At 75.6% G+C, this 18,446-nt stretch carries 20 protein-coding genes; 8 read left to right on the top strand and 12 right to left on the bottom strand.

The annotated features are described in order from the left end of the window. Positions 1-8: 8 nt before the first annotated feature. From GRQ65_RS09130 to GRQ65_RS09105, 6 genes are all read right to left on the bottom strand, one after another. Positions 9-1,214, bottom strand: coding sequence for an NAD(P)/FAD-dependent oxidoreductase (locus GRQ65_RS09130; protein WP_202387863.1), 1,206 nt, complete (start codon positions 1,212-1,214; stop codon positions 9-11). Continuing rightward, positions 1,211-1,993 (bottom strand): UbiA family prenyltransferase, encoded by a 783-nt coding sequence (locus GRQ65_RS09125; protein WP_160877465.1) that lies wholly within the window; start codon positions 1,991-1,993, stop codon positions 1,211-1,213. The genes GRQ65_RS09130 and GRQ65_RS09125 overlap by 4 nt, the downstream gene beginning before the upstream one ends. A 10-nt stretch (positions 1,994-2,003) precedes the next feature. Beyond that, the gene (locus GRQ65_RS23945; protein WP_160877463.1) at positions 2,004-2,906 is read right to left on the bottom strand and encodes a sucrase ferredoxin; all 903 of its coding nucleotides are present in this window, start codon (positions 2,904-2,906) and stop codon (positions 2,004-2,006) included. A 20-nt stretch (positions 2,907-2,926) separates the two neighbouring features. Then, positions 2,927-3,913 carry a JmjC domain-containing protein gene (locus tag GRQ65_RS09115; protein ID WP_337191591.1) on the bottom strand — a complete coding sequence of 329 codons (987 nt, stop codon included), beginning with the start codon at positions 3,911-3,913 and terminating at the stop codon, positions 2,927-2,929. A 158-nt stretch (positions 3,914-4,071) separates the two neighbouring features. Then, the gene (locus GRQ65_RS09110) at positions 4,072-4,287 is read right to left on the bottom strand and encodes a hypothetical protein (RefSeq protein WP_160877461.1); all 216 of its coding nucleotides are present in this window, start codon (positions 4,285-4,287) and stop codon (positions 4,072-4,074) included. Between the two features lie 80 nt (positions 4,288-4,367). Further along, entirely contained in the window at positions 4,368-4,799 is a 432-nt protein-coding gene (locus tag GRQ65_RS09105; protein WP_160877459.1) for a VOC family protein, read from the bottom strand. Positions 4,800-4,969: 170 nt separating this feature from the next. Here GRQ65_RS09105 and GRQ65_RS23355 point away from each other — a divergent pair, with 170 nt between their 5' ends. Together GRQ65_RS23355 and GRQ65_RS09100 are read left to right on the top strand one after the other, a co-directional pair. Then, a complete protein-coding gene (locus GRQ65_RS23355; RefSeq protein ID WP_272917630.1) occupies positions 4,970-5,098 on the top strand; it encodes a hypothetical protein in 129 nt (42 codons plus the stop codon). Between the two features lie 9 nt (positions 5,099-5,107). After that, complete coding sequence (locus GRQ65_RS09100; protein WP_160877457.1) at positions 5,108-5,341, top strand: hypothetical protein; 234 nt, start codon at positions 5,108-5,110, stop codon at positions 5,339-5,341. A gap of 97 nt (positions 5,342-5,438) precedes the next feature. Here the strand turns inward: GRQ65_RS09100 and GRQ65_RS09095 are convergent, their stop codons facing one another. From GRQ65_RS09095 to GRQ65_RS09075, 5 genes are all read right to left on the bottom strand, one after another. After that, positions 5,439-8,417: an AAA family ATPase gene (locus GRQ65_RS09095; protein ID WP_160877455.1), complete on the bottom strand. Its 2,979-nt coding sequence runs from the start codon at positions 8,415-8,417 to the stop codon at positions 5,439-5,441. Then, the gene (locus GRQ65_RS09090) at positions 8,414-8,569 is read right to left on the bottom strand and encodes a hypothetical protein (RefSeq protein WP_160877453.1); all 156 of its coding nucleotides are present in this window, start codon (positions 8,567-8,569) and stop codon (positions 8,414-8,416) included. The genes GRQ65_RS09095 and GRQ65_RS09090 overlap by 4 nt, the downstream gene beginning before the upstream one ends. A gap of 71 nt (positions 8,570-8,640) precedes the next feature. Then, positions 8,641-9,816, bottom strand: a complete 1,176-nt coding sequence (hutI, locus tag GRQ65_RS09085) for an imidazolonepropionase (RefSeq protein ID WP_160877451.1) — start codon at positions 9,814-9,816, stop codon at positions 8,641-8,643. Then, on the bottom strand, positions 9,813-11,051 hold the full coding sequence (locus tag GRQ65_RS09080) for a formimidoylglutamate deiminase (protein WP_160877449.1): 1,239 nt from the start codon (positions 11,049-11,051) through the stop codon (positions 9,813-9,815). Before GRQ65_RS09080 ends, hutI begins: the two co-directional genes overlap by 4 nt. Further along, positions 11,048-12,220: an allantoate amidohydrolase gene (locus GRQ65_RS09075; RefSeq protein WP_337191590.1), complete on the bottom strand. Its 1,173-nt coding sequence runs from the start codon at positions 12,218-12,220 to the stop codon at positions 11,048-11,050. The genes GRQ65_RS09080 and GRQ65_RS09075 overlap by 4 nt, the downstream gene beginning before the upstream one ends. Positions 12,221-12,311: 91 nt before the next feature. Between GRQ65_RS09075 and GRQ65_RS09070 the strand changes: the two genes are divergently transcribed. From GRQ65_RS09070 to GRQ65_RS09050, 5 genes are all read left to right on the top strand, one after another. Next, entirely contained in the window at positions 12,312-12,929 is a 618-nt protein-coding gene (locus GRQ65_RS09070) for a nitroreductase family protein (protein WP_237448024.1), read from the top strand. 152 nt (positions 12,930-13,081) lie between these two features. After that, positions 13,082-14,416: a M20/M25/M40 family metallo-hydrolase gene (locus tag GRQ65_RS09065; protein ID WP_160877445.1), complete on the top strand. Its 1,335-nt coding sequence runs from the start codon at positions 13,082-13,084 to the stop codon at positions 14,414-14,416. Continuing rightward, positions 14,380-15,837 (top strand): MFS transporter, encoded by a 1,458-nt coding sequence (locus GRQ65_RS09060; protein WP_337191589.1) that lies wholly within the window; start codon positions 14,380-14,382, stop codon positions 15,835-15,837. Before GRQ65_RS09065 ends, GRQ65_RS09060 begins: the two co-directional genes overlap by 37 nt. Before the next feature lie 9 nt (positions 15,838-15,846). Beyond that, complete coding sequence (locus GRQ65_RS09055; protein ID WP_160877443.1) at positions 15,847-16,182, top strand: hypothetical protein; 336 nt, start codon at positions 15,847-15,849, stop codon at positions 16,180-16,182. Between the two features lie 41 nt (positions 16,183-16,223). Beyond that, positions 16,224-16,739 (top strand): DnaJ family domain-containing protein, encoded by a 516-nt coding sequence (locus GRQ65_RS09050; protein WP_160877441.1) that lies wholly within the window; start codon positions 16,224-16,226, stop codon positions 16,737-16,739. A gap of 10 nt (positions 16,740-16,749) precedes the next feature. Here the strand turns inward: GRQ65_RS09050 and GRQ65_RS09045 are convergent, their stop codons facing one another. Further along, entirely contained in the window at positions 16,750-17,631 is an 882-nt protein-coding gene (locus GRQ65_RS09045; RefSeq protein WP_160877439.1) for an NAD-dependent epimerase/dehydratase family protein, read from the bottom strand. A gap of 97 nt (positions 17,632-17,728) precedes the next feature. Here GRQ65_RS09045 and GRQ65_RS09040 point away from each other — a divergent pair, with 97 nt between their 5' ends. Beyond that, positions 17,729-18,307: a TetR family transcriptional regulator gene (locus GRQ65_RS09040; protein ID WP_160877437.1), complete on the top strand. Its 579-nt coding sequence runs from the start codon at positions 17,729-17,731 to the stop codon at positions 18,305-18,307. The last annotated feature ends 139 nt before the right edge of the window (positions 18,308-18,446 follow it).

Below are 18,446 nucleotides of genomic sequence, written 5' to 3'. Positions count from 1 at the left end.
CTGAGGTGTCATCCTGCGCTGCCCACCCGTCCCGAGAGCCGACCCCTGAGCCGATCGGTGACGCGCTCTGCGCCCTTGCGACCCAGCCCGCCGGCGAGTCCCAGGACGAGCCGCCCCGAGATCCGCCCGTCGCCCAGACCGAGCTCCACCAGCTCGTCGAAGACCCTCGGGTCCCGGCGGGCCACCCGGATCCCCCCGTCGACGATGACGGGGTGCTCCGCGAGCCGCGACGCCGCCCACGTGTGCTTGAGGTGCCGGCCCAGCAGACGGCGTACGGCCTGGCGGTGCAGTGCCCCGGCGCCGAGGGGCTCATGCGCCCGGACCGCCCTGGCAGCCGCCAGGCCGGCCTCGACGCCGGTGGCGACGGCGTAGTAGATGCCCTCGCCGGTCATCGGGTTGATCAGCCCGGCCGCGTCGCCGACCAGCAGCACCCGCCCGTCGGGCTGGTGCCAGCGCCACCCCGACAGCGGGAGGTGGTGACCCTTCCAGTCGGTGCCGCCCTCCGCGGCGCCGGGCAGCAGCTCCTCGAGCTGCTCCATCAGCAGCGCCCGCGACGGCGCCCCACCCGGCTCGCCCGGGCCGGGGAGCAGCTCGCCGTACCCGACGTTGGAGAGGCCGTCGCCGCGGTCGAAGGCCCAGGCGTACGCCGGCTGACGGCGGTCGCCGTAGCGGATCACCTGGGTGCCGCGGCGGTGGTCGGGGGTGGGCGCGTAGCCGCGGATGGCCAGCGCGCGGCGACCCCACGGGAGCCCGAGCTCGGCGCGCACGAACGAGTGGGCGCCGTCGGCGCCGACGACCACCGCGCCGGCCGGCAGCTCGGCCAGGGAGTGCACGCGACGACGCTGCAGCACGGCGCCGCGCTCGACCGCACGCTCGACGAGGCGGGCGTCGAAGACCTTCCTCGGGATGACGTGCACCTCGCGGGCGAGGTCGCGCGCCACGGCCGTCTCGCCGCGCGCGAGCTCGAGCTGGGTGAGCGGCGTCCAGCCGTCGGTGACACCGGTGACGCCGACGCGCGCCAGCGCGACGCCCACGTGGGGCGGGATGCCGTCACCGCACGACTTGTCGCGCGGGAAGTCGGCCCGGTCGAGCAGCAGCACCCGCAGCGACGGGTCGGCGTGCAGCGCCGCGAGCGCAGCGCTGCTGCCGGCGGGACCTGCGCCGACGATGACGACGTCCCAGTGTCCCTCGATCTGTCCGCTCGGCTCGTTCATCGAGACCACACCAGCACACCGACGTCGACGAGCGCCATCACCACGGCGATCCGGAACGGCGTGCGACCCTGCGTCGCCAGCGCGGCGACCGCGAGGACGGCGGTCACCGCGAGCGTCGCGACGGCCAGGCCGACGGGCTCGACGGGCGCGGCGAGCACGACCACCACGGCCGCCGCGACCAGCACCCCGACCGCCACCGGCGGGCACCAGCGCGGCCCGAGCCGGTGCGGCAGGCCACGCACACCGGTCGCCTCGTCGTCGGCCAGGTCGGGCAGCACGTTGACGACGTGGGCACCGACGCCCAGCAGGGCGCCGGCCACCGCGAACCACACCGGCGGGCGCTCTCCCGCCGCGAGCGAGACGAACGCCGGCAGCGCGCCGAAGGCGACGGCGTACGGCGCCCAGGACAGGACCGTGGCCTTGGCGCCGAGGTTGTAGACCCACCCGGCGGCGACGTGGAGCAGCTGCACCAGGCCCGCGGCCCACCCGAGCGCGAGCGAGAGCGGGACGGTGGCCACGAGCGCGAGCCCGCAGGCGACCTGGATGGCGCGGACGCCGATCTCGCCGGACACGAGCGGCTTGTCGGTGCGGCCGACCGCACGGTCGCGGGGCAGGTCGATCAGGTCGTTGGACCAGCCGATCGACAGCTGGCCGGTGAGGACCGCCGCGACCACCAGGACGACGGCGCCCGCACCGAGCCCGACCGCGCCGGCGAGCAGCCCGGCCAGCACCGTCACCGCGAGCGCCGGGCCGGGGTGGGCCGCGCCCAGCAGTCTCATCGGGGCAGCCTCACCCGGTGTACCGGATCTCGGTCACCCGGTGCCGCACGACGGCGCTCTCGTCGTCGGCGCGACAGGTCAGCAGCGCGCGGTCGGGCCCGCGCAGCGTCTCGACGGTCACGGCGTAGGTGCGGTCGTCGACGGCGAGCACCGCCTCGGTGCGGTCGCCGTCGCGGGTGCGGGAGACGAAGCGGACGCCGTCGAGACGGCGCTCGTCGACGTGACGGCGCAGCGCCAGCTCGGCGACCTGCAACGGCGGCGCGAAGCCCGACCGGCCGCGCAGCACCTCGAGCGGCACCTCGCCGGCGCGCAGCAGCCGCACCGCCTCGCGGGCCGACTCGGGGGTGAGCCGGCCGAGGTAGAGCCCCCGGGGCAGCACGACCGCGTTGCCGGCGTACCGATCGCCGCCGAGGTGCGAGACCTCCCAGGTCTCGCCGGGGAACGCCTCCTCGAGCGCCTGCGAGACCGGGCGCCCGCGCTCGGCGCAGCAGGCGTCGTGGCGACCGTGGGTGCAGACCGCGACGAGCGGTCCGTCGTACGGCGTGAGGCCGAGCGAGCGGCCCTCGACCAGCGCCGTCAGGTCGAGGTCGGCGGCATCCTCGATGCGGTCGAGCACGGTCGTCTCGAGCCAGGGCGCGGCGTGGTCGGCGTGGGCGGCGAAGACGCGGACACCCCCGCTCTCCTTCGAGGCGCCGTTCGGGCGCCGGGTGAGCAGCACCTTGGCGCCGGCCTCGGCGGCGCGGCGCTTCAGCTCCGTGCCGAGGCCGTCGGGCAGACGCGCATCGGTGAGAGCGGTGACGCCCCAGGGGCCCGGGTGCTCGACGAGCAGGAACGCGCGGGTGGTCGAGGCGCTGCCGGCCAGCAGGTCGTCGCGCGCCTCGCTGGCGACGGCGCAGCGGAACGGTTCGCTCACCACCCCGCCATCCTGACCCCTCACTCCCGGTCGATGCGCAGGAGCCCCTCGCGGACGAGCCGGCGGGCCAGCACGAGCCGGCTCCGCGGGTCGAGCGGCAGGTCGGCGGGCGTGAGCACCTCGTGGCGGCGCACGACCTCGAGCGCGTCGGCGAGGTGGGCCGGTACGTCGAGGCTGCGGTCGCCGAGCAGCACCTCGAGGCGCTCGCCGCGCTCCACGACCACGCACGCGTGGCCGGGGCGGCGGCGCAGCCGGGTGGTCTCGTCGATCGTGTCGAGGGCCAGGCCGTCGACCAGCGCACCCTCGAGACGCGGCGGCCGCGAGGCGAGGAACCTGCGGAGCTCGGCGTCGACCGCGGCGGTCGGGTCGACCTCGCGCAGCCGGTCGGCGACGTCGGAGAGGTGGCGCCCGAGCTGGTGGGCCAGCGCCTGCGGGTCGTCGAGGTGGCCGGCCGGGAGGTGCTCGTCCGGCACGGCGTCGGCGAGCGAGGCCAGCGCCCGCTGCACCAGGCCACGCCAGGTGAGCTGGTTGATGCCGATGGTGACGTGCAGCGAGACGGTGTCCTGGGCGCGGGCGGCGTGCGGGGTGCCGGTCGGCACGTACATCACGTGGCCCGGCTCGAGCAGCGGCTCCTCGACGGCGTCCGCCGGGTTGCGCGGACCGGGGTGGAGCTCCCACTGCTTGGAGCCGGCGGTCTGCAGGACGAAGACGTCGTGGACGTCGGAGTGCACCGCGAACCCCTGCGAGCCCGGCGGGGTGAGGTAGGCGTTGGCCTGGCACGGGTGGCCGAGCTCGAGCTCCAGCTCCGCGCACAGGTCGACCAGCGGCGGGAACGAGCGGTGCAGCCCCTGGAAGACCACCGTCGCACCCTCGCGGAACGCCTCCACCGCCTTGCGCCCGTCGACCAGCCCGGTCAGCGAGCGGCCGGCCAGCGTGGCGCCGCGCGTGAAGTCGCCCTCGGGCAGCACCGAGCCGTCGCGCACGAGCCGCACCTGCGGCGTACGCACGGCCGTGGCGGTGAGCAGCCGGTCGGCGTCCTCGAGCGAGAGGTAGCCCGCGAGCCGGTCGGGGTCGACGTGGTGGTGGTGGACCCGCGACGCCCAGACCTTCTCGCGGAAGGTCTGGGCGTCGCCGGTCAGCAGGTCGAGAGTGCTGGTGCCGATGGTCAGGACGCGTCCTTGGGGCCGACCTCGGGGCCGTCGCCCGCGTCGACTCCGTCCTCCGACTCGCTGTCGCCGGCGTCGGCGTCGGAGGTGTCCATCGGGCCGGTGTCGGGACCGGGGCCGGCGTCGACGCCGTCCGCGGAGCCCTCGGAGCCCGCTCCGGCGCCGTCGGTGGCGCTGGTGGTCATGTCGTCGTCGTCGAGCGGCTTCTCGGTCATGGTGCCTCCGGTGAGTGGGTGAGGTGGGTCACAGGTGGGGTACCCCGAGCCGGTTGGCGCAACGGCCGCCCCGGGCAGCTTCACCCCAAAGGTGCGGTGAGCTCGACGTTGATGTCGTCGGGGTCCTGGAAGGACAGGATCGCGAGGCCGGAGTCCTCCATGTCGATGATCTCGCCGTGCTCGATGCCCGCCTCGGCGAACGCCTGCTCGGCGCGCTCCAGCGCGTCGCGGGAGTCGACGGAGAAGCTCACGTGGTCGAGGCCGGTCCGCGTGTCGTCGAACGCGTCGCTCCCGACCGGCCGCAGACCGAAGAGCGTGCCCTGCGGCGTCTGGTAGACGACGCCCCCGTAGAACTTCTCCGGCGCGTCCTCGACGCCCGGCTCCCCCGCGTGCTCGGTGCCGTCGACGGCCACCTCCCACCCGAAGACCTGGTCGTAGAACGCCTTGGACCGCGCGATGTCGGTCACGGTGAGGCGGACGTGGGCGAAGCCTGTGCTGTCGACGAGTGCCATGCTGAGTCGGTACCCGGCCGGCGCCGTACGCCGGGCCCACCGAAGGGGTGGTCCCCGCCGGCACCGCCCGCTTGTAACGCGGAGTTGATGACGGTTCCGACCCGTTGCAACGGGTCGGGAGGGCCTCCAACTCCGCGTTACAGCTGGAGGGTGCGGGCGAGGATGGGGGCGTGAGTGACGAAGTCACGTACACTGAGGAGTCCGAGATGGAGCGCCTGGTCGCGCTGCTCGACGACCGGCTGGGCCGCGCCCGACGTTCTCGGGACGGCATCGACGTGGTGGTCGCCCCCGGCCGGTAGGTCGGGGTGGTGATGACTCCGGCAGAGCTGGACGACCTGGCGGTCGCGGGGTTCGTGTCGACCGAAGCCGTCGCCGACCACATCGAGGGCCTGCTCTCGGTGCTGCCGGCGAGCGCCTCCTACCTCGTCTGCTCGCAGTACTCCTTCGAGCCGAGGGAGACACCGACCCGCTGGACGGTCGCGGACTCCGTGCGAGCCGTTCGCGACGGGCGGTGGCGCAGGGGGGCCGGGCCGCAGCTGTAACGCGGAGTTGATGACGGTTCCGACCCGTTGCAACGGGTCGGGAGGGCCTCCAACTCCGCGTTACAGCTGGCGGGGCGGGCGCAGAGGGGGCCGGCGGTCAGGGCTCGAGGAGGCCGCGGCGGCGGGCGATGGCGGCGGCCTCGGTGCGCCCGGCGGCGCCGAGCTTGCCGAGGATGCGGGAGACGTGGACCGAGACGGTCTTGGTGCTGATGAACAGCTGACGGCCGATCTCGCCGTTGGTGCGGCCCTGGGCGACGAGGGCGAGGATCTCGGCCTCGCGCGGGGTGAGCGCATCGGGGGCGGCGACCTCGCGCGGGCGGGAGGCGGCGCCCTGGGCGCGCAGCCGTTCGAGCAGCGGCCGGGCCCCGAGCCGGTGGGCGACCTCGCGGGCTGCGTCGGCGAGCTCGCGGGCGGCGGCAGCGTCGCCGCTGGCGCGCAGGATCCCCGCCAGGACGGCGCGCACGCAGGCGGTCTCGTGGACGTGGCCGAACGCCGCGAAGAGCGACTCCGCGGACCGCCAGGCACCCACGAGCTCGTCGACGCCCGGCGCGTCGACCCCGGCCGCCCAGTGGGCGCGCAGGGCCTCGGCGTCGAGGCGGGCGACCCAGGCGCGGCCCTCGGGTCCCCAGTGGCCCGACGGATCGGCGTACAGCTCGACCACGGTGTGGCCCTCCGCCCGCAGCCGGTCGACGACGGAGACCCAGTGGGCCCGCTCGGCGGCGGGTACGGCGGGCAGCGCGTCGGCGATCGCCCCGGCGGTCACGGCCGCGAGCCGGGTGCGGGCGCTGAACCACTCCGTCCACAGCCGCGACAGCACGCCGACGACGTCGTCGTGGACGGCGAGCACCGCGGCCGGGCCGCCGGTCGACGCCGCGTCGGCGAGCTCGGCGACGGCCGAGTGGATCGCGATCGCACCGTCGTGCTCCCAGTGCTCGCGCAGCGCTCGGGCCTCCTCGCCGACGCTCTCACCGCGCCCGAGCCGCACCAGCACGCCCACCGCGGCCAGCAGCGCCGCGGGCGGCGGTGCCACGGGTTCGCCGTCGGTGCCGGCGAGGCGGAGCGCCTCGTCCCACGCGCCGGTGACGTAGGTGACCCAGGCGAGCTGCCAGCGCGCCTCGAAGGCGTAGGGCGCGTAGGGCAGCCCGGCCGCGGCGGCCGCGTCCATCGCGCTGCGGAACCACCGCTCGGCCTCGGCCCACTCGGCCCAGTCCTGGTGGGAGCGGCCCAAGAAGTACCGCGCGCGCAGCTCGGCGTGCAGCGCTCCCGCCACGACCGCGCTGTCGACGGCCTCGGCCAGCGCCTCGCGCAGCCCCTCCTTGGGCCCGGTCCGCTTGACCTGGGAGAGCGTGATCTCGACGTCGGTCGCGAGCTCGTGCAGGTCGAGCCGCTCGGTGAGCTCGAGGGCGTCGAGCCCGACCGCCCGCGCCTCCTCGAACCGCCCGGCGCGCGACAGCAGCCGGGCGTACGTCGCCAGGACGGCCGCGCGCAGGCCGCCCGGCGCGTCGTCCGGGAGGGCGGCGACGGCCTCGGTGGCGACGTCGAGCGGGTCCTCGTGGCCGTCTATCCCGTCCAGGGCGTCGGCGCGGTGCACGAGCAGCCGGGCCCGCCAGTGCGGCGGGGTGTCGTCGTCGAGCCGGGCGAGCTGGTCGGTGAGCAGCGCGACCGCACGGGTCGTCTGGCCCGACAGCACCAGCGCCTGCGCGGCGGCCGCCGCGACCGCCGAGACGTCGAGGTCGCCGCGACGGCGGGGGTCGGCGAGCAGGGCCAGCGCCTGCTCGTAGGCGTCGGCGGCCTCGGCCGCGCCGGCCACCGCCATCGCCTCGTCGCCGGCCCGGATGCCGGCGTGCAGCGCGGTGTCGAGGTCGTGGGCGAGCCGCGCGTGGCGGGCGAGCTCGGCGGCGGTGCCGCGGGCGCGGCCCTCGCGCAGCGCGTCGGCGTACGCCGCGTGCAGGCGCACCCGTTCGCCGGGCAGCAGGTCGTCGTAGACCGCCTCGGCGAGCAGTGCGTGCCGGAAGGAGTAGGTCGCGTCGCCGGGCACGAGGAGGTGGCGCTCGACGGCCTGGCGCAGCCCCTGGTCGAGGTCGGCGGGGGCGAGACCGGACGCCGCCTCGAGCAGCTCGTGACCGACCCGGCGCCCGGCGACGGCGGCGACGCGCACGACCTGGCGGGCGGTGTCGTCGAGCCGGTCGAGGCGCACGAGCAGCACGTCGGCGAGCTCCTCGGGCAGCTCCTCGGGCACCCAGCTCCCGGGCTGCGCGGCGGTGGCGACGAGCTCCTCGACGAAGAAGGCGTTGCCGTCGGCGCGCCGCACGATCGAGCCGACCTGGTGCTCGCCCAGCGCAGCGAGGCTGCCGATGAGGAGCCGCACGTCGTGCTCGCCGAGGGGGGTCAGCGAGACCCGCTCGAGGGCCGCGAGCCGCGACCACTCCGCGAGGTGGGAGCGCAGCGGGTGGCGGCGGTGCAGGTCGTCGGCGCGGTACGACGCGACGAGGGCGACGGGCGCGGCGAAGGGCCGCGAGAGCAGGAAGCTCAGCAGGTCGCGGGTCGAGCGGTCGGCCCAGTGGACGTCCTCGACGACCACGAGCAGCGGCCGCTCGGCCGCCGCCGCGTCGAAGAGGGCGTGGACGGCCGCGAACAGGTCGCCGCGGTCGAGGCTCTCGCCCTCGGCTCGCGCCGATCCCTCGGCCAGCACCCGCCGCCCCGGCTGCAGCCGGGCGAGCACGGGGTGGGTCGCCGCGACGGCGCGCACCACCTCGGGCAGCTCAGACCCGAGCCGCCCGAGCACCTCCGAGAACGGCAGGTAGGGCAGCGCGCTGTCACCGAAGTCGAGGCAGTGTCCGGCGACCACGCGCCACCCCTGCTCCAAGGCACGGTCACGCAGCGCGACCAGCAGCCGGGTCTTGCCGACACCCGCGTCGCCCGCGAGCAGGACGTGGCGGCCCGGCGCGGGCTCACCGTCCCCTACTCCCAGGGTGCGCGCGAAGTGCGAGAGCTCGGCGTCGCGACCGACCATGGGGTGCTCGGCGCGGGTCACGCCGACCATGATCCCGCGTGCTGCGGTCGAGGCGTCGCTCACCGCACGTCGCGCGGAGCCGGGTCGCCCGGCGTACGGCGAGCGGAGAGGAACCGCACGCGGCGGCGGTTGCGGCCGACGCCCGTGCGGACACGGTTGGCGCGGTACTCGATCTCGGCGGTCCAGATGTCGGTCCAGATGTCTGAGGTGTGCATGACGACCACGTTCGGCGCCTGAGGTAGCCCCGCACATCGGGCGACCTCCCTATCTGGGGACGATCGCTACCTCAGCCCAGACTGCCGGCGACCACCTCGGCGCCCATGAGCGTCGCGACGACCAGCGGCACCCCGGGGCGGTAGGCGAGGTGCACGGCGCTCGGCGCGTCGAGCACGACGAGATCGGCGCGGGCTCCGGGGGTGAGGTGGCCGACGTCGTCACGACCCAGCGCGCGAGCGCCGCCGGCGGTGGCGGCGTGCAGCGCCTCGGCCGGCGTCATCCCCATCTCGCGCACGGCGAGGGCGATGCAGAACGGCACCGACGAGGTGTACGACGAGCCGGGGTTGCAGTCGCTGGCGATCGCGACGTGGATCCCGGCGTCCAGCAGGCGACGCGCGTCGGGGTAGGGCTGGCGGGTCGAGAACTCGACGCCCGGCAGCAGCGTCGCGACCGTGCCGGAGTCGCGCAGCGCGTCGACGTCGGCGTCGGTGAGGTAGGTGCAGTGGTCGACCGCGGCGAGGCCGAGCTCGGCGGCGAGCAGCACTCCCGGGCCGGGGCCGAGCTGGCTGGCGTGGAGGCGACCGCGGAGGCCGTGGGCGGCGCCGGCGACGAGCACCGCGCGGGCCTGGTCGACGTCGAAGGCGCCGGTCTCGCAGAAGGCGTCGACCCAGCGCGCGTGCGGCGCCGCGGCCTCGAGCATCGGGCCGGTCACCAGCTCGACGTAGGCCGCCGGGTCGTCGGCGTGCTCGGCCGGCACGACGTGGGCGCCGAGGAACGTCGTCTCCTCGGTGAACTGCCGCGCCACCGCCAGCGACCGGGCCTCGTCGTGCACGCTGAGGCCGTAGCCGGACTTGATCTCGAGCGTCGTCGTGCCCTGGCGCCGCATCTCCTGCACGAGCCGTGCGACGTGGGCGGTGAGCTGCTCGTCGCTCGCGGCGCGGGTCGCGGCGACGGTGGTGCGGATCCCGCCGGCGGCGTACGGCGTGCCGGCCATCCGGGCCGCGAACTCCGGGGCCCGGTCGCCCGCGAACACCAGGTGGCTGTGGCTGTCGACGAACCCCGGCACCACCGCGCGCCCACCGACGTCGACCCGCACGTCGGCGGCGGGCGCCTCGGCGGTCGGCCCGACCCAGGCGACCCGGGAGCCCTCGACCACGAGCGCCGCATCGCTCAGCACCGGCCGCTCGGGGTCGTGCGTCGTGAGCTCGGCGATGCCGGTCAGGACAGTGCTCGGGCTGTTGCTCATCCGAGTGCTCGGCACAGGGCCTCCTCCAGCTCGGCGCCGATCCCGGCGTCGTCGCCCGTCTCGTAGACCGTCTCGCCGCCGACCACGACGCGGGTCACGTCGGCAGCGGTCGCGGCGAACACCGCCGTGTGCTCGTCGGCGCCGGTGCCCGCGGTGCGCGGGCTGCGGGTGTCGAGGGTGACCAGGTCGGCGGGCTCGCCGACGGCGATCCGAGCCCCGGCGGCACCGACGTCGAGCAGCTCGGCGGCGCTCCAGTGACCGCGCTCCCCGGTCGCGAGCCGCTCGTGCATCTCGAGTGCGCGCAGCTCCTCCCAGGGGTCGACGACCGCGTGGCTGTCGCTGCCGATCGTGATCCGGCAGCCCGCCTCGTGCAGCCGCCGCGCCGGCCCGATGCCGTCGGCGAGGTCGCGCTCGGTGGTCGGCGTGATGCAGACCCGCGTGCGGCTCTCGCCGAGCAGCGCGACGTCGTCGTCGGTGAGGTGGGTGGCGTGCACGACCGTCGTGCCCGGCCCGAGCAGCCCCTCCTCGTGGAGCAGCCGCGTCGGGGTGACGCCGTGGGCCGCGACGCAGGCCGCGTTCTCGGCGGGCTGCTCGCTGAGGTGGACGTGCAGCGGAGCGCGCCCGCGGAACGTCGCGAGCTGCTCGCGCGGGACCGCGCGCACGGAGTGGATCGCCGCCGGACCGGGGCCCGCGCGCTCCGCCCAGCGCGTGGCGTCACCGTCGCTGAAGCGCCGCTGCACGCCCTCGACCGGCGCGCCGAAGCCGCTGCTGACGTAGCAGGTGTCGAGCAGCGTGAGCCGGATCCCCGCCTCGGCGGCGGCCTGCTCGAGGGCATCTCGCATGGCCAGCGGGTCGGCGTACGCCGAGCCGTCGGGGCGGTGGTGGAGGTAGTGGAACTCGCTCACCGCGGTGCAGCCGGACGCTACAGTCTCGCGGTAGGCCGCCCGCGCGAGGGCGCCGTAGGTCTCGGGCGTGAGCCGCCCGGCCACGGCGTACATCTGCTCGCGCCAGGTCCAGAACGTCCCCCGCTCGCGCTGGGTCCGCCCGCGCAGCGCCCGGTGGAAGGCGTGGCTGTGGTCGTCGACCATCCCGGGGAGGGTGAGGCCGGCGAACCGCGTCCCACCCGTGCCACCCGGCTCGACCCGCGTGAGGACCCCGCCGTCGATCTCGACGAGCACGTCGTCACGGACGGCGCCGTCGACCCAGGCGCGTTCCAGGAGGTAAACCGTCGTCACGAGCCGAGCCGTTCGAGCGCGTCGGCGAGGGCCTCGACGCCGGCGAGGCAGTCGGCCATCTCGGCCGACTCGGCCGGTGAGTGCGAGACGCCGGTCGGGTTGCGCACGAACAGCATCGCCGTCGGCACGCCCGCGGCCGCGAGGACGCCGGCGTCGTGGCCGGCGGCGGTCGGCACCACCGGCCACGACGGTTCGGCGGCGCGTCCCGTCAGCTCCGCGTCGAACCCCACCGCACCCGAGACCGACTCGGGAGTCACCTGCACCGTCGTGCCGTCGCGCTCGGCGCGCTCGCGCGCTTGGCGGCCGACCGCCCCGACCAGCGTGTCGAGCACCTCGGGCGTCGCGCACCGCGCGTCGAGCCACGCCCGCACCCGCGACGGCACCGCGTTGGTGCCGTTGGGCACCACCTCGACCCGCCCGAAGGTCGCGCGCGCGTCGAGCAGCCGAGCCTGCTTGTTGGCGGCCAGCAGGGTCATCGCGCACGTCAGCATCGGGTCGGCTCGGTCCTCCATCCGCGTCGTGCCCGCGTGGTTGGCCTCGCCGTCGAAGTCGAAGCGGTAGCGCCCGTGCGGCCAGATCCCGCTGCCCGCCCCCACGGCGGCCCCCCGGTCGACGAGGTCGCGGCCCTGCTCGACGTGGAGCTCGACGTAGGCCCCCACGTCGCCGAGCAGTGGGGACGCATCAGTGCCCTCGACCACGTCGCCGAGCGCGGTCCCGTCGCGGTCGCGCAGCTCGCGCGCGGCGTCCCAGGACACCGCGCCGGTCGCGAGCCGGGACCCCAGGCAGGCCAGCCCGAAGCGCGACCCCTCCTCCTCGACGAAGACCGCCACCCCGATCGGGCGGCCGGGCTCGACTCCGCGCTCGCGCAGCCGGTCGAGCGCGGCCAGCGCCGAGACGACTCCCAGCGGACCGTCGTACGCGCCGCCGTCGAGCACCGAGTCGAGGTGCGACCCGGTCAGCAGGCCCGGCCCGGAGCCGGTGCGCCACCAGGCGACCGTGTTGCCGAACGCGTCGGTCTCGACCTCGAGACCGCGCGCCCGCGCCTGCTCCTCGAACCACGCCGCGAGCTCGCGCTCGGCCGAGAGGAACGGCTGACGGAAGTAGCCGCCCGAGGCCGCCGAGCGACCGACCGGCGCCAGGTCCGCCCACATCCGCTCGAAGTCGTCCACCCCCCGATCCAACCGCGGCCCACCGACAGTCGGCCACCGACCGCGCCCGCTACCCGTCTCGCATCCGAGACGCGCCGGGGCGGAGGGCAGGATGGGCGTCGTGGAGTTCCAGGACGTCGTCCGCCGTCGCCGCATGGTCCGCGACTACCGCACCGACCCGGTCGACCCGGAGGTCGTCGAGCGCGCGCTGGCGAACGCCGTACGAGCGCCGAGCGCGGGGTTCAGCCAGGGCTGGGCCTTCCTGGTCCTCGACACCCCCGAGGACGTCGCGCGCTACTGGCGGGCCGCGGCCGACGACGTCGAGAACGCCGACCGGTGGCTCACCGGGATGATGCGCGCCCCCGTGCTGGTCATCCCGTGCTCGAGCAAGGCGACCTACCTCGAGCGCTACGCCCAGGACGACAAGGGCTGGACCGACCGCGACGAGGCCCGCTGGCCGGTGCCGTTCTGGCACATGGACGCCGCGATGGCCAGCCTCCTCATCCTGCAGACCGCCACCGACGCCGGTCTCGGCTCGGCGTTCGTCGGCGTCCCGCCCGCGCGCACCGCGCAGGTGCGGGCGGAGTTCGCGATCCCCGACGACCACGACCCCGTCGGTCTCATCACCATCGGTCACCGCGCTGACGCGGAGTCGCCGTCCGGCTCCCCGCGCGTACGCCGCCGCCGGCCCATGGGCGACGTCGTCCACCGCGGCCACTGGGGCCGCTGAGCGGTTCCGGTCACCGAGGGTGGCTTCGAGACAGGCCTAGCGGCCTTCCTCAACCACCGGGGCGGTGGTTGAGGAACGACGAAGTCGTGTCTCGAAACCACCCGACCACCGCACCCCTGTCGCCTGTCGGCGCCGCCGCGTAGGTTCGCGCCATGACCGACCGCGCAGTGGCGAAGCTCCAGGCCCTGGTGCGCATCCCCACGGTCTCCCACCGCGACCGCGAGCGGCTCGACGTGGCGGCGTTCGACCGGTTCGTCGCGGAGCTGAGGGCGCAGTTCCCGCTGCTCCACGACCGGCTCGACCTGACCCGGGTGCTCGACCACGGGCTGCTCTTCCACTGGCGCGGGCGCGGCGACGGCGACCCGGTCGTGCTGATGGCCCACCTCGACGTCGTGCCGGTCGAGGGCGACTGGCAGCACGACGCGTTCGCGGCCGAGGTGGTCGACGGGCACGTGTGGGGCCGCGGCACGCTCGACGACAAGGGCGCGCTGGTCGCGGTCTGCGAGGCGGTCGAGACGCTGCTCGAGGACGGGTTCACCCCGGCGCGCGACGTCTGGCTGTCGTTCGGCTGCGACGAGGAGGTCGCAGGCGTCGCGGCCCCGGCGGCGGTCGACGTGCTCCGCGAGCGGGGCGTGCGGCCGTGGTTCGTGGTCGACGAGGGCGGCGCGGTGGCGACCGAGGCGATCGCCGGCGTCGACGTGCCGGTGGCCGTCGTCGGCGTGACCGAGAAGGGGATCATGTCGGTGCAGCTGAGCGTCGAGGGCCGCGGCGGTCACGCCTCGACCCCGGCCCGACTCGGGCCCACCGCGCGCCTCGCCCGCGCGATCACCCGCATCGACCGCTCCTCGATGCCCGCGAGCGTGCCCGCCCCGACCGTCGAGCTGTTCCGCCGCGTCGCGCCCCACGCCGGACTGCCGCTGCGCCCTCTCCTCGCGAACGCCGAGCGGCTCGCCCCGGCACTCGCCCGCGCCCTCGTGGCGCTGGGCCCCGAGACGGCCGCGATGACCCGCACGACCTTCGCCGTGACGACACTGCAGGGCTCACCGGCGCTCAACGTCATCGCCCAGCGCGCCACCGCGGGGGTCAACGTCCGGATCATGCTGGGCGACACCGTCCAGGGCGTCCTCGCCCACCTGCGCAAGGTCGTGCGCGACGACGCGGTGGGCATCGAGGTGCTCGAGGCCGAAGAGCCGAGTCCGCTCTCGCCGTACTCCACCCCCGGGCGGCCCGACCCGGCGTTCGCCCTGCTGGAGGCGACGATCGGCGAGGTCTTCCCCGACGCGGTGGCGGCGCCCTACGTGATGATGGCGGCCACCGACTCGCGCAGCTTCGCCGCGATCTGCGAGCGGGTCTACCGGTTCGCGCCGTTCCGGATGAGCAGGGAGCAGCGCGAGGCGATCCACTCCTACGACGAGCGCATCGGCGTGGAGACGTTCCTCGAGGGGGTGCGGTGGTACAGGCGACTGGTCGAGCAGCTCCCCCGGTAGGCAGCGCGGCACGCGGCCTGGTCGCGATCGTCGGCTTCCTCGTCGCGGTCGAGGTCGCGAGCGGTGTGCTCCAGGGCTACTACACGCCGATCTTCAGCGACATCGCCGACCACCTGTCGATCGCCGACGGCGACGTCAACTGGTTCGAGGCGGCGCAGCTGATCGTCTCCGCGCTGCTGGTGCCACCGCTCGCCCGGCTCGGCGACCTCGTCGGCCACAAGCGGGTGCTGGTGTTGTCGACCGCGGTCACGGCGGCGGGCTCGTGGGTGCTGGTGGTCGCACCCGGCTTCGAGACGTTCCTGGTCGGGTGGGCCCTCCAGGGCGCGTACGTCGTCTGGCTGCCGCTCGAGATCGCCATCGTGCACCGCCGCACGGCCGGCACGGGTCAGCAGGCGCTGCTCACCCGGCGATCGGCGGCGGTCCTGGTCGGCGCGCTCGAGCTCTCGGTCATCGTCGGCGCTCTCACCTCGGGTGCGCTCGTCGAGGCGACCTCGATGACCTTCCTGCTCGCGCTGCCGGCCATCGTCGTGACGGCGGTGCTCGTGGTGATCTGGTTCGGTGTCGAGGACGTCCCCGGCGAGGCCACCGGCGGCTACGACTGGGGCGGGCTCGTCCTCGTGACCACGGCGGTGGGCCTCGTGATGGGCGGCCTGGTCTGCATCCGGGTGCTCGGGCCGGGCTCGGTCGCGCCGTGGCTGCTGGTGGTCCTCGGGCTGCTGGCCCTCGTGCCGTTCGCACGCTACGAGGCGCGCCACCCCGAGCCGATGGTCGACGTGCGCCTGCTCGCCACGCCGGGGCAGTGGCCGGTCCAGGTGACGGCGTTCCTCTTCGGCATCTCGGTGCTCGGCGCCCAGATCCCGCTGTCGACGTTCGCCCGCACCGACCCCGACGCCGCGGGCTACGGTCTCGGCGCCGACGCGGCGTTCGTCTCGACGCTGATCGGCGTCTACGTCGTCTTCCTGGCCGTCGGGGCCTTCACCCTGCCTCTGACCTCCCGGCTCTTCGGGCCGCGCGGCGCGCTGGTGGTCGCAGCCCTGCTCGTCGCCGTCGGCTACGGGCTCTGGCTGCTGCTGCACGACTCGACGGGCCAGGCCCTGCTCAACATGGCCGTCGCCGGGCTCGGCTCGGGCGCCCTCGTCGCCGCACTGCCGGCCACGGCGGCCGCCGCCGCACCTCCCGACCGCACCGGCTTCGCGACGGGCATGACCAACGCGACCAAGACCATCGGTGGCGCGATCGCCTCGTCGGTCTTCGCCATCTGCCTGGCCTCGACCGGCTCGATCGGCGACCCGACCGAGGGCCACGCGCCACTGTCGGGCTACCTCACCGTCTGGGCGATCTGCTCGGTGGCCGCCCTGGTCGCGGCCCTCGCCCTGCTGGTGATGCCGCGCGAGGCGACCTCGCGACCCGTCGGGGTCTGAGGGGCACCGGTGGGCCACCGCACCGACCAGTGGGACGACGAGCCGATCGGCGACCTCGACCTCGGCTTCCGGCGCCGGTGGCGCCGGGCCTGGCACCACTACGCCGCGATCATGCTCGGCTTCGTGGGGTTCGTCCTGGCCGTCGGCTCCGTGCGGGCCCCCGGCCTGCCCACCCTCGGCGCCGCCCTCGTGCTGCTGAGCCCGTGGGCACTGACCCGCGCCGACGGTCCCCGGGCCCGCGCCGGAGCACCCCCGCCCCCGCCGCCGCCCCTGCGCGACGAGCTGTGCTGGACCGCCGCGGCCCTGGCCCTCGCCGTCGTGGGGGCCGGGCTCTTCGCCGTCTGAAGCGCCCGATCCGGTTCGGGCGCGGGGTTACCGTGGAGGGCATGGCGGACGCACCACGCCCCGACGGCAAGGGAGCCGCGGCGGCCCGGATCGCCCAGCAGCACACCTGGGTGGACCTGCAGGTCCAGCAGGCCATCGAACGCGGCGACTTCGACGACCTGCCGGGGGCGGGCAAGCCGATCCAGCTCGACGACACCCACGACCCCAACTGGTGGGTCAAGAAGCTCATCGAGCGCGAGAACGTCGCCATCGTCCCGGTCAGCGTCGCCCTGCGCCGCGAGGACGCCGAGCTCGACGAGCGGCTCGACCGCCACCACACCGAGGCCGACGTACGCCGTGAGCTGAAGTACTTCAACGAGCGGGTCGTCGCGGCCCGCTACCGCCTGCCCGAGGGCCCGCCGCTCATCACGATGCCCCGCGACGTCGACGCCACCGTGGCCGCGTGGGCCGAGCGCCGCGCCGCCCGCCTCGCCGAGCAGCGCGAGCGCGCCGCCGAGCTCCGCGCCGAGCGCGAGTCGCAGCGGCGCCGGCGACGCTGGTTCCGGCGTACGGCCTGACCTGCAGCGCTCAGGGCTGCAGCAGCTCGAGGTCCTGGAGCAGCCCGGGGTGGCTGGGGGTCCAGCCGAGAGCGGCCCTCGTGTGCGCGCCCGACGCGGGCTGGTCGAGGGCGAAGATCGGCCCGAAAGGACCGAACTCCTCCTCGGGCAGTGACCGCACCGGCAGACCGAGCCGGCGGCCGATGACGCCGGTGATGGCGCGCACCGTGTCGCCCTCGTCGCCGACCGCGTGCCAGACGGTGCCGGCCGGGGCGGACTCGAGGGCGAGGCGGAAGAGCGAGGCGGCGTCGGCCGCGTGCACCGCCGGCCAGCGCTGGGTGCCGTCCCCGGGGTAGCCCGCGACGCCCCACCCGCGGGCCATGTCGGTCAGCAGGCCCGCGAAGCCGCCGTGGCCGTCGGCGTGCACCGTGCGTGGCAGCCGCACGGCCACCGCACGCACGCCACGGTCGGCGAGCGCGAGGGTGGCGGCGACGGTCTGGGCGCGCCGGGCGACCGGCCCGTCGGTCGGCAGGGGGTCCTGCTCGGTCGAGGCCCGGCCCGGCACCCACGGGGTGCCCGAGACGATGACCAGGGGCCGGTCGGTGCCGACGAGGGCCTCGCCGAGCGCCTCGACGGCGGCGGCCTCCTCCGCCATGCCGGCCTCGACGGCCTCCGCGCTGCCGTAGTCGCGGCTGAAGGCGAGGCTCACCACGCCGTCGGCCCCGGCGGCCGCGGCGCGCAGCACGTCGAGGTCGCCGAGCGACCCGCGCACGGGTCGGGCCCCCGCGGCGACGAGCGCCTCGGCCGAGGCGTCGGAGCGGGCGAGGGCGCTCACGGTGTGGTCGTGGCTGATCAGCTTGGCGACTACGGCGGTGCCGATGGTGCCGGTGCCACCGGTGACGAAGACGTGCACGGGATGCTCCTGGGGGTTGATGCGACAGTTGTCCCGTCACGCTAGCACCCGATGCGACACATGTCGCGTCATCTGCCCTCCGGGCTAGGCTCCACTCGTGCCACGTTGGGAACCCGGCGCCCGGGAGCGCCTCGTCCTCGCCGCGGTCGACCTCTTCACCGAGCAGGGGTACGACGACACGACGGTCGCGCAGATCGCCGAGCGGGCCGGGGTCACCCGGAGCACGTTCTTCCGCCACTTCTCCGACAAGCGCGAGGTGCTCGTCGCCGGCCAGGAGTCGCTCAGCCGGTTGCTCGCCGAGGGCATCACCGAGGCCCCGTCCGACGCGACCCCGCTCGAGGCGGTCGGCGCCGGGCTCGCGCGCGCGTCCGGCGCGATGGGCCCGCACAACCGCGAGCTCGGCCCACGCCTCCAGGCCGCCGTCGCGGCCAGCGCAGAGCTCCAGGAGCGCGACGCGCTCAAGAGCGTCGGGATGGCCGCCGCGATGACCGAGGCCCTCGTCGGGCGCGGCGTGCCCGAGACCGCCGCCCACCTCGCCGCCGAGATGGGGGTGCTCGCCTTCAAGCGCGGCTACGCCCGGTGGTCCGAGGGCGAGCGCAGCGACGACGACACCCTGGCCCCCCACGCCGCCGACGCCCTCGCCGAGCTGGTCGAGGCGAGCGCCCTCCTCCGCTGAGGTCCCCCTCCCCGGGCCGATACCGCGCGGTACTCACCGACGTTCCGGGGGCCTGAGAGACCTCTCACCCCCCTCGAACGTCGGTGACTACTGACCGGACGTCGGTGACTACCGCCCGGACCGGGGCGCACGCCGGCCC

Origin of the sequence: Nocardioides flavescens, from assembly GCF_009823805.1 — a bacterium.
Taxonomy (GTDB): domain Bacteria; phylum Actinomycetota; class Actinomycetes; order Propionibacteriales; family Nocardioidaceae; genus Nocardioides; species Nocardioides flavescens.
Note: the sequence above shows the minus strand (reverse complement) of the source record. Positions and strands in the feature narration are given on the sequence as shown.

Bases quoted from the DNA above. Each gene is read 5' to 3' on its own strand.
- GRQ65_RS09105 (WP_160877459.1), bottom strand. From the start codon at position 4,799: ATGGCACTCGTCGACAGCACAGGCTTCGCCCACGTCCGCCTCACCGTG.
- hutI (WP_160877451.1), bottom strand. From the start codon at position 9,816: ATGAGCAACAGCCCGAGCACTGTCCTGACCGGCATCGCCGAGCTCACG.
- GRQ65_RS09065 (WP_160877445.1), top strand. From the start codon at position 13,082: ATGACCGACCGCGCAGTGGCGAAGCTCCAGGCCCTGGTGCGCATCCCC.
- GRQ65_RS09130 (WP_202387863.1), bottom strand. From the start codon at position 1,214: ATGAACGAGCCGAGCGGACAGATCGAGGGACACTGGGACGTCGTCATC.
- GRQ65_RS09110 (WP_160877461.1), bottom strand. From the start codon at position 4,287: ATGACCGAGAAGCCGCTCGACGACGACGACATGACCACCAGCGCCACC.
- GRQ65_RS09125 (WP_160877465.1), bottom strand. From the start codon at position 1,993: ATGAGACTGCTGGGCGCGGCCCACCCCGGCCCGGCGCTCGCGGTGACG.
- GRQ65_RS09050 (WP_160877441.1), top strand. From the start codon at position 16,224: ATGGCGGACGCACCACGCCCCGACGGCAAGGGAGCCGCGGCGGCCCGG.
- GRQ65_RS09070 (WP_237448024.1), top strand. From the start codon at position 12,312: ATGGGCGTCGTGGAGTTCCAGGACGTCGTCCGCCGTCGCCGCATGGTC.
- GRQ65_RS09090 (WP_160877453.1), bottom strand. From the start codon at position 8,569: ATGCACACCTCAGACATCTGGACCGACATCTGGACCGCCGAGATCGAG.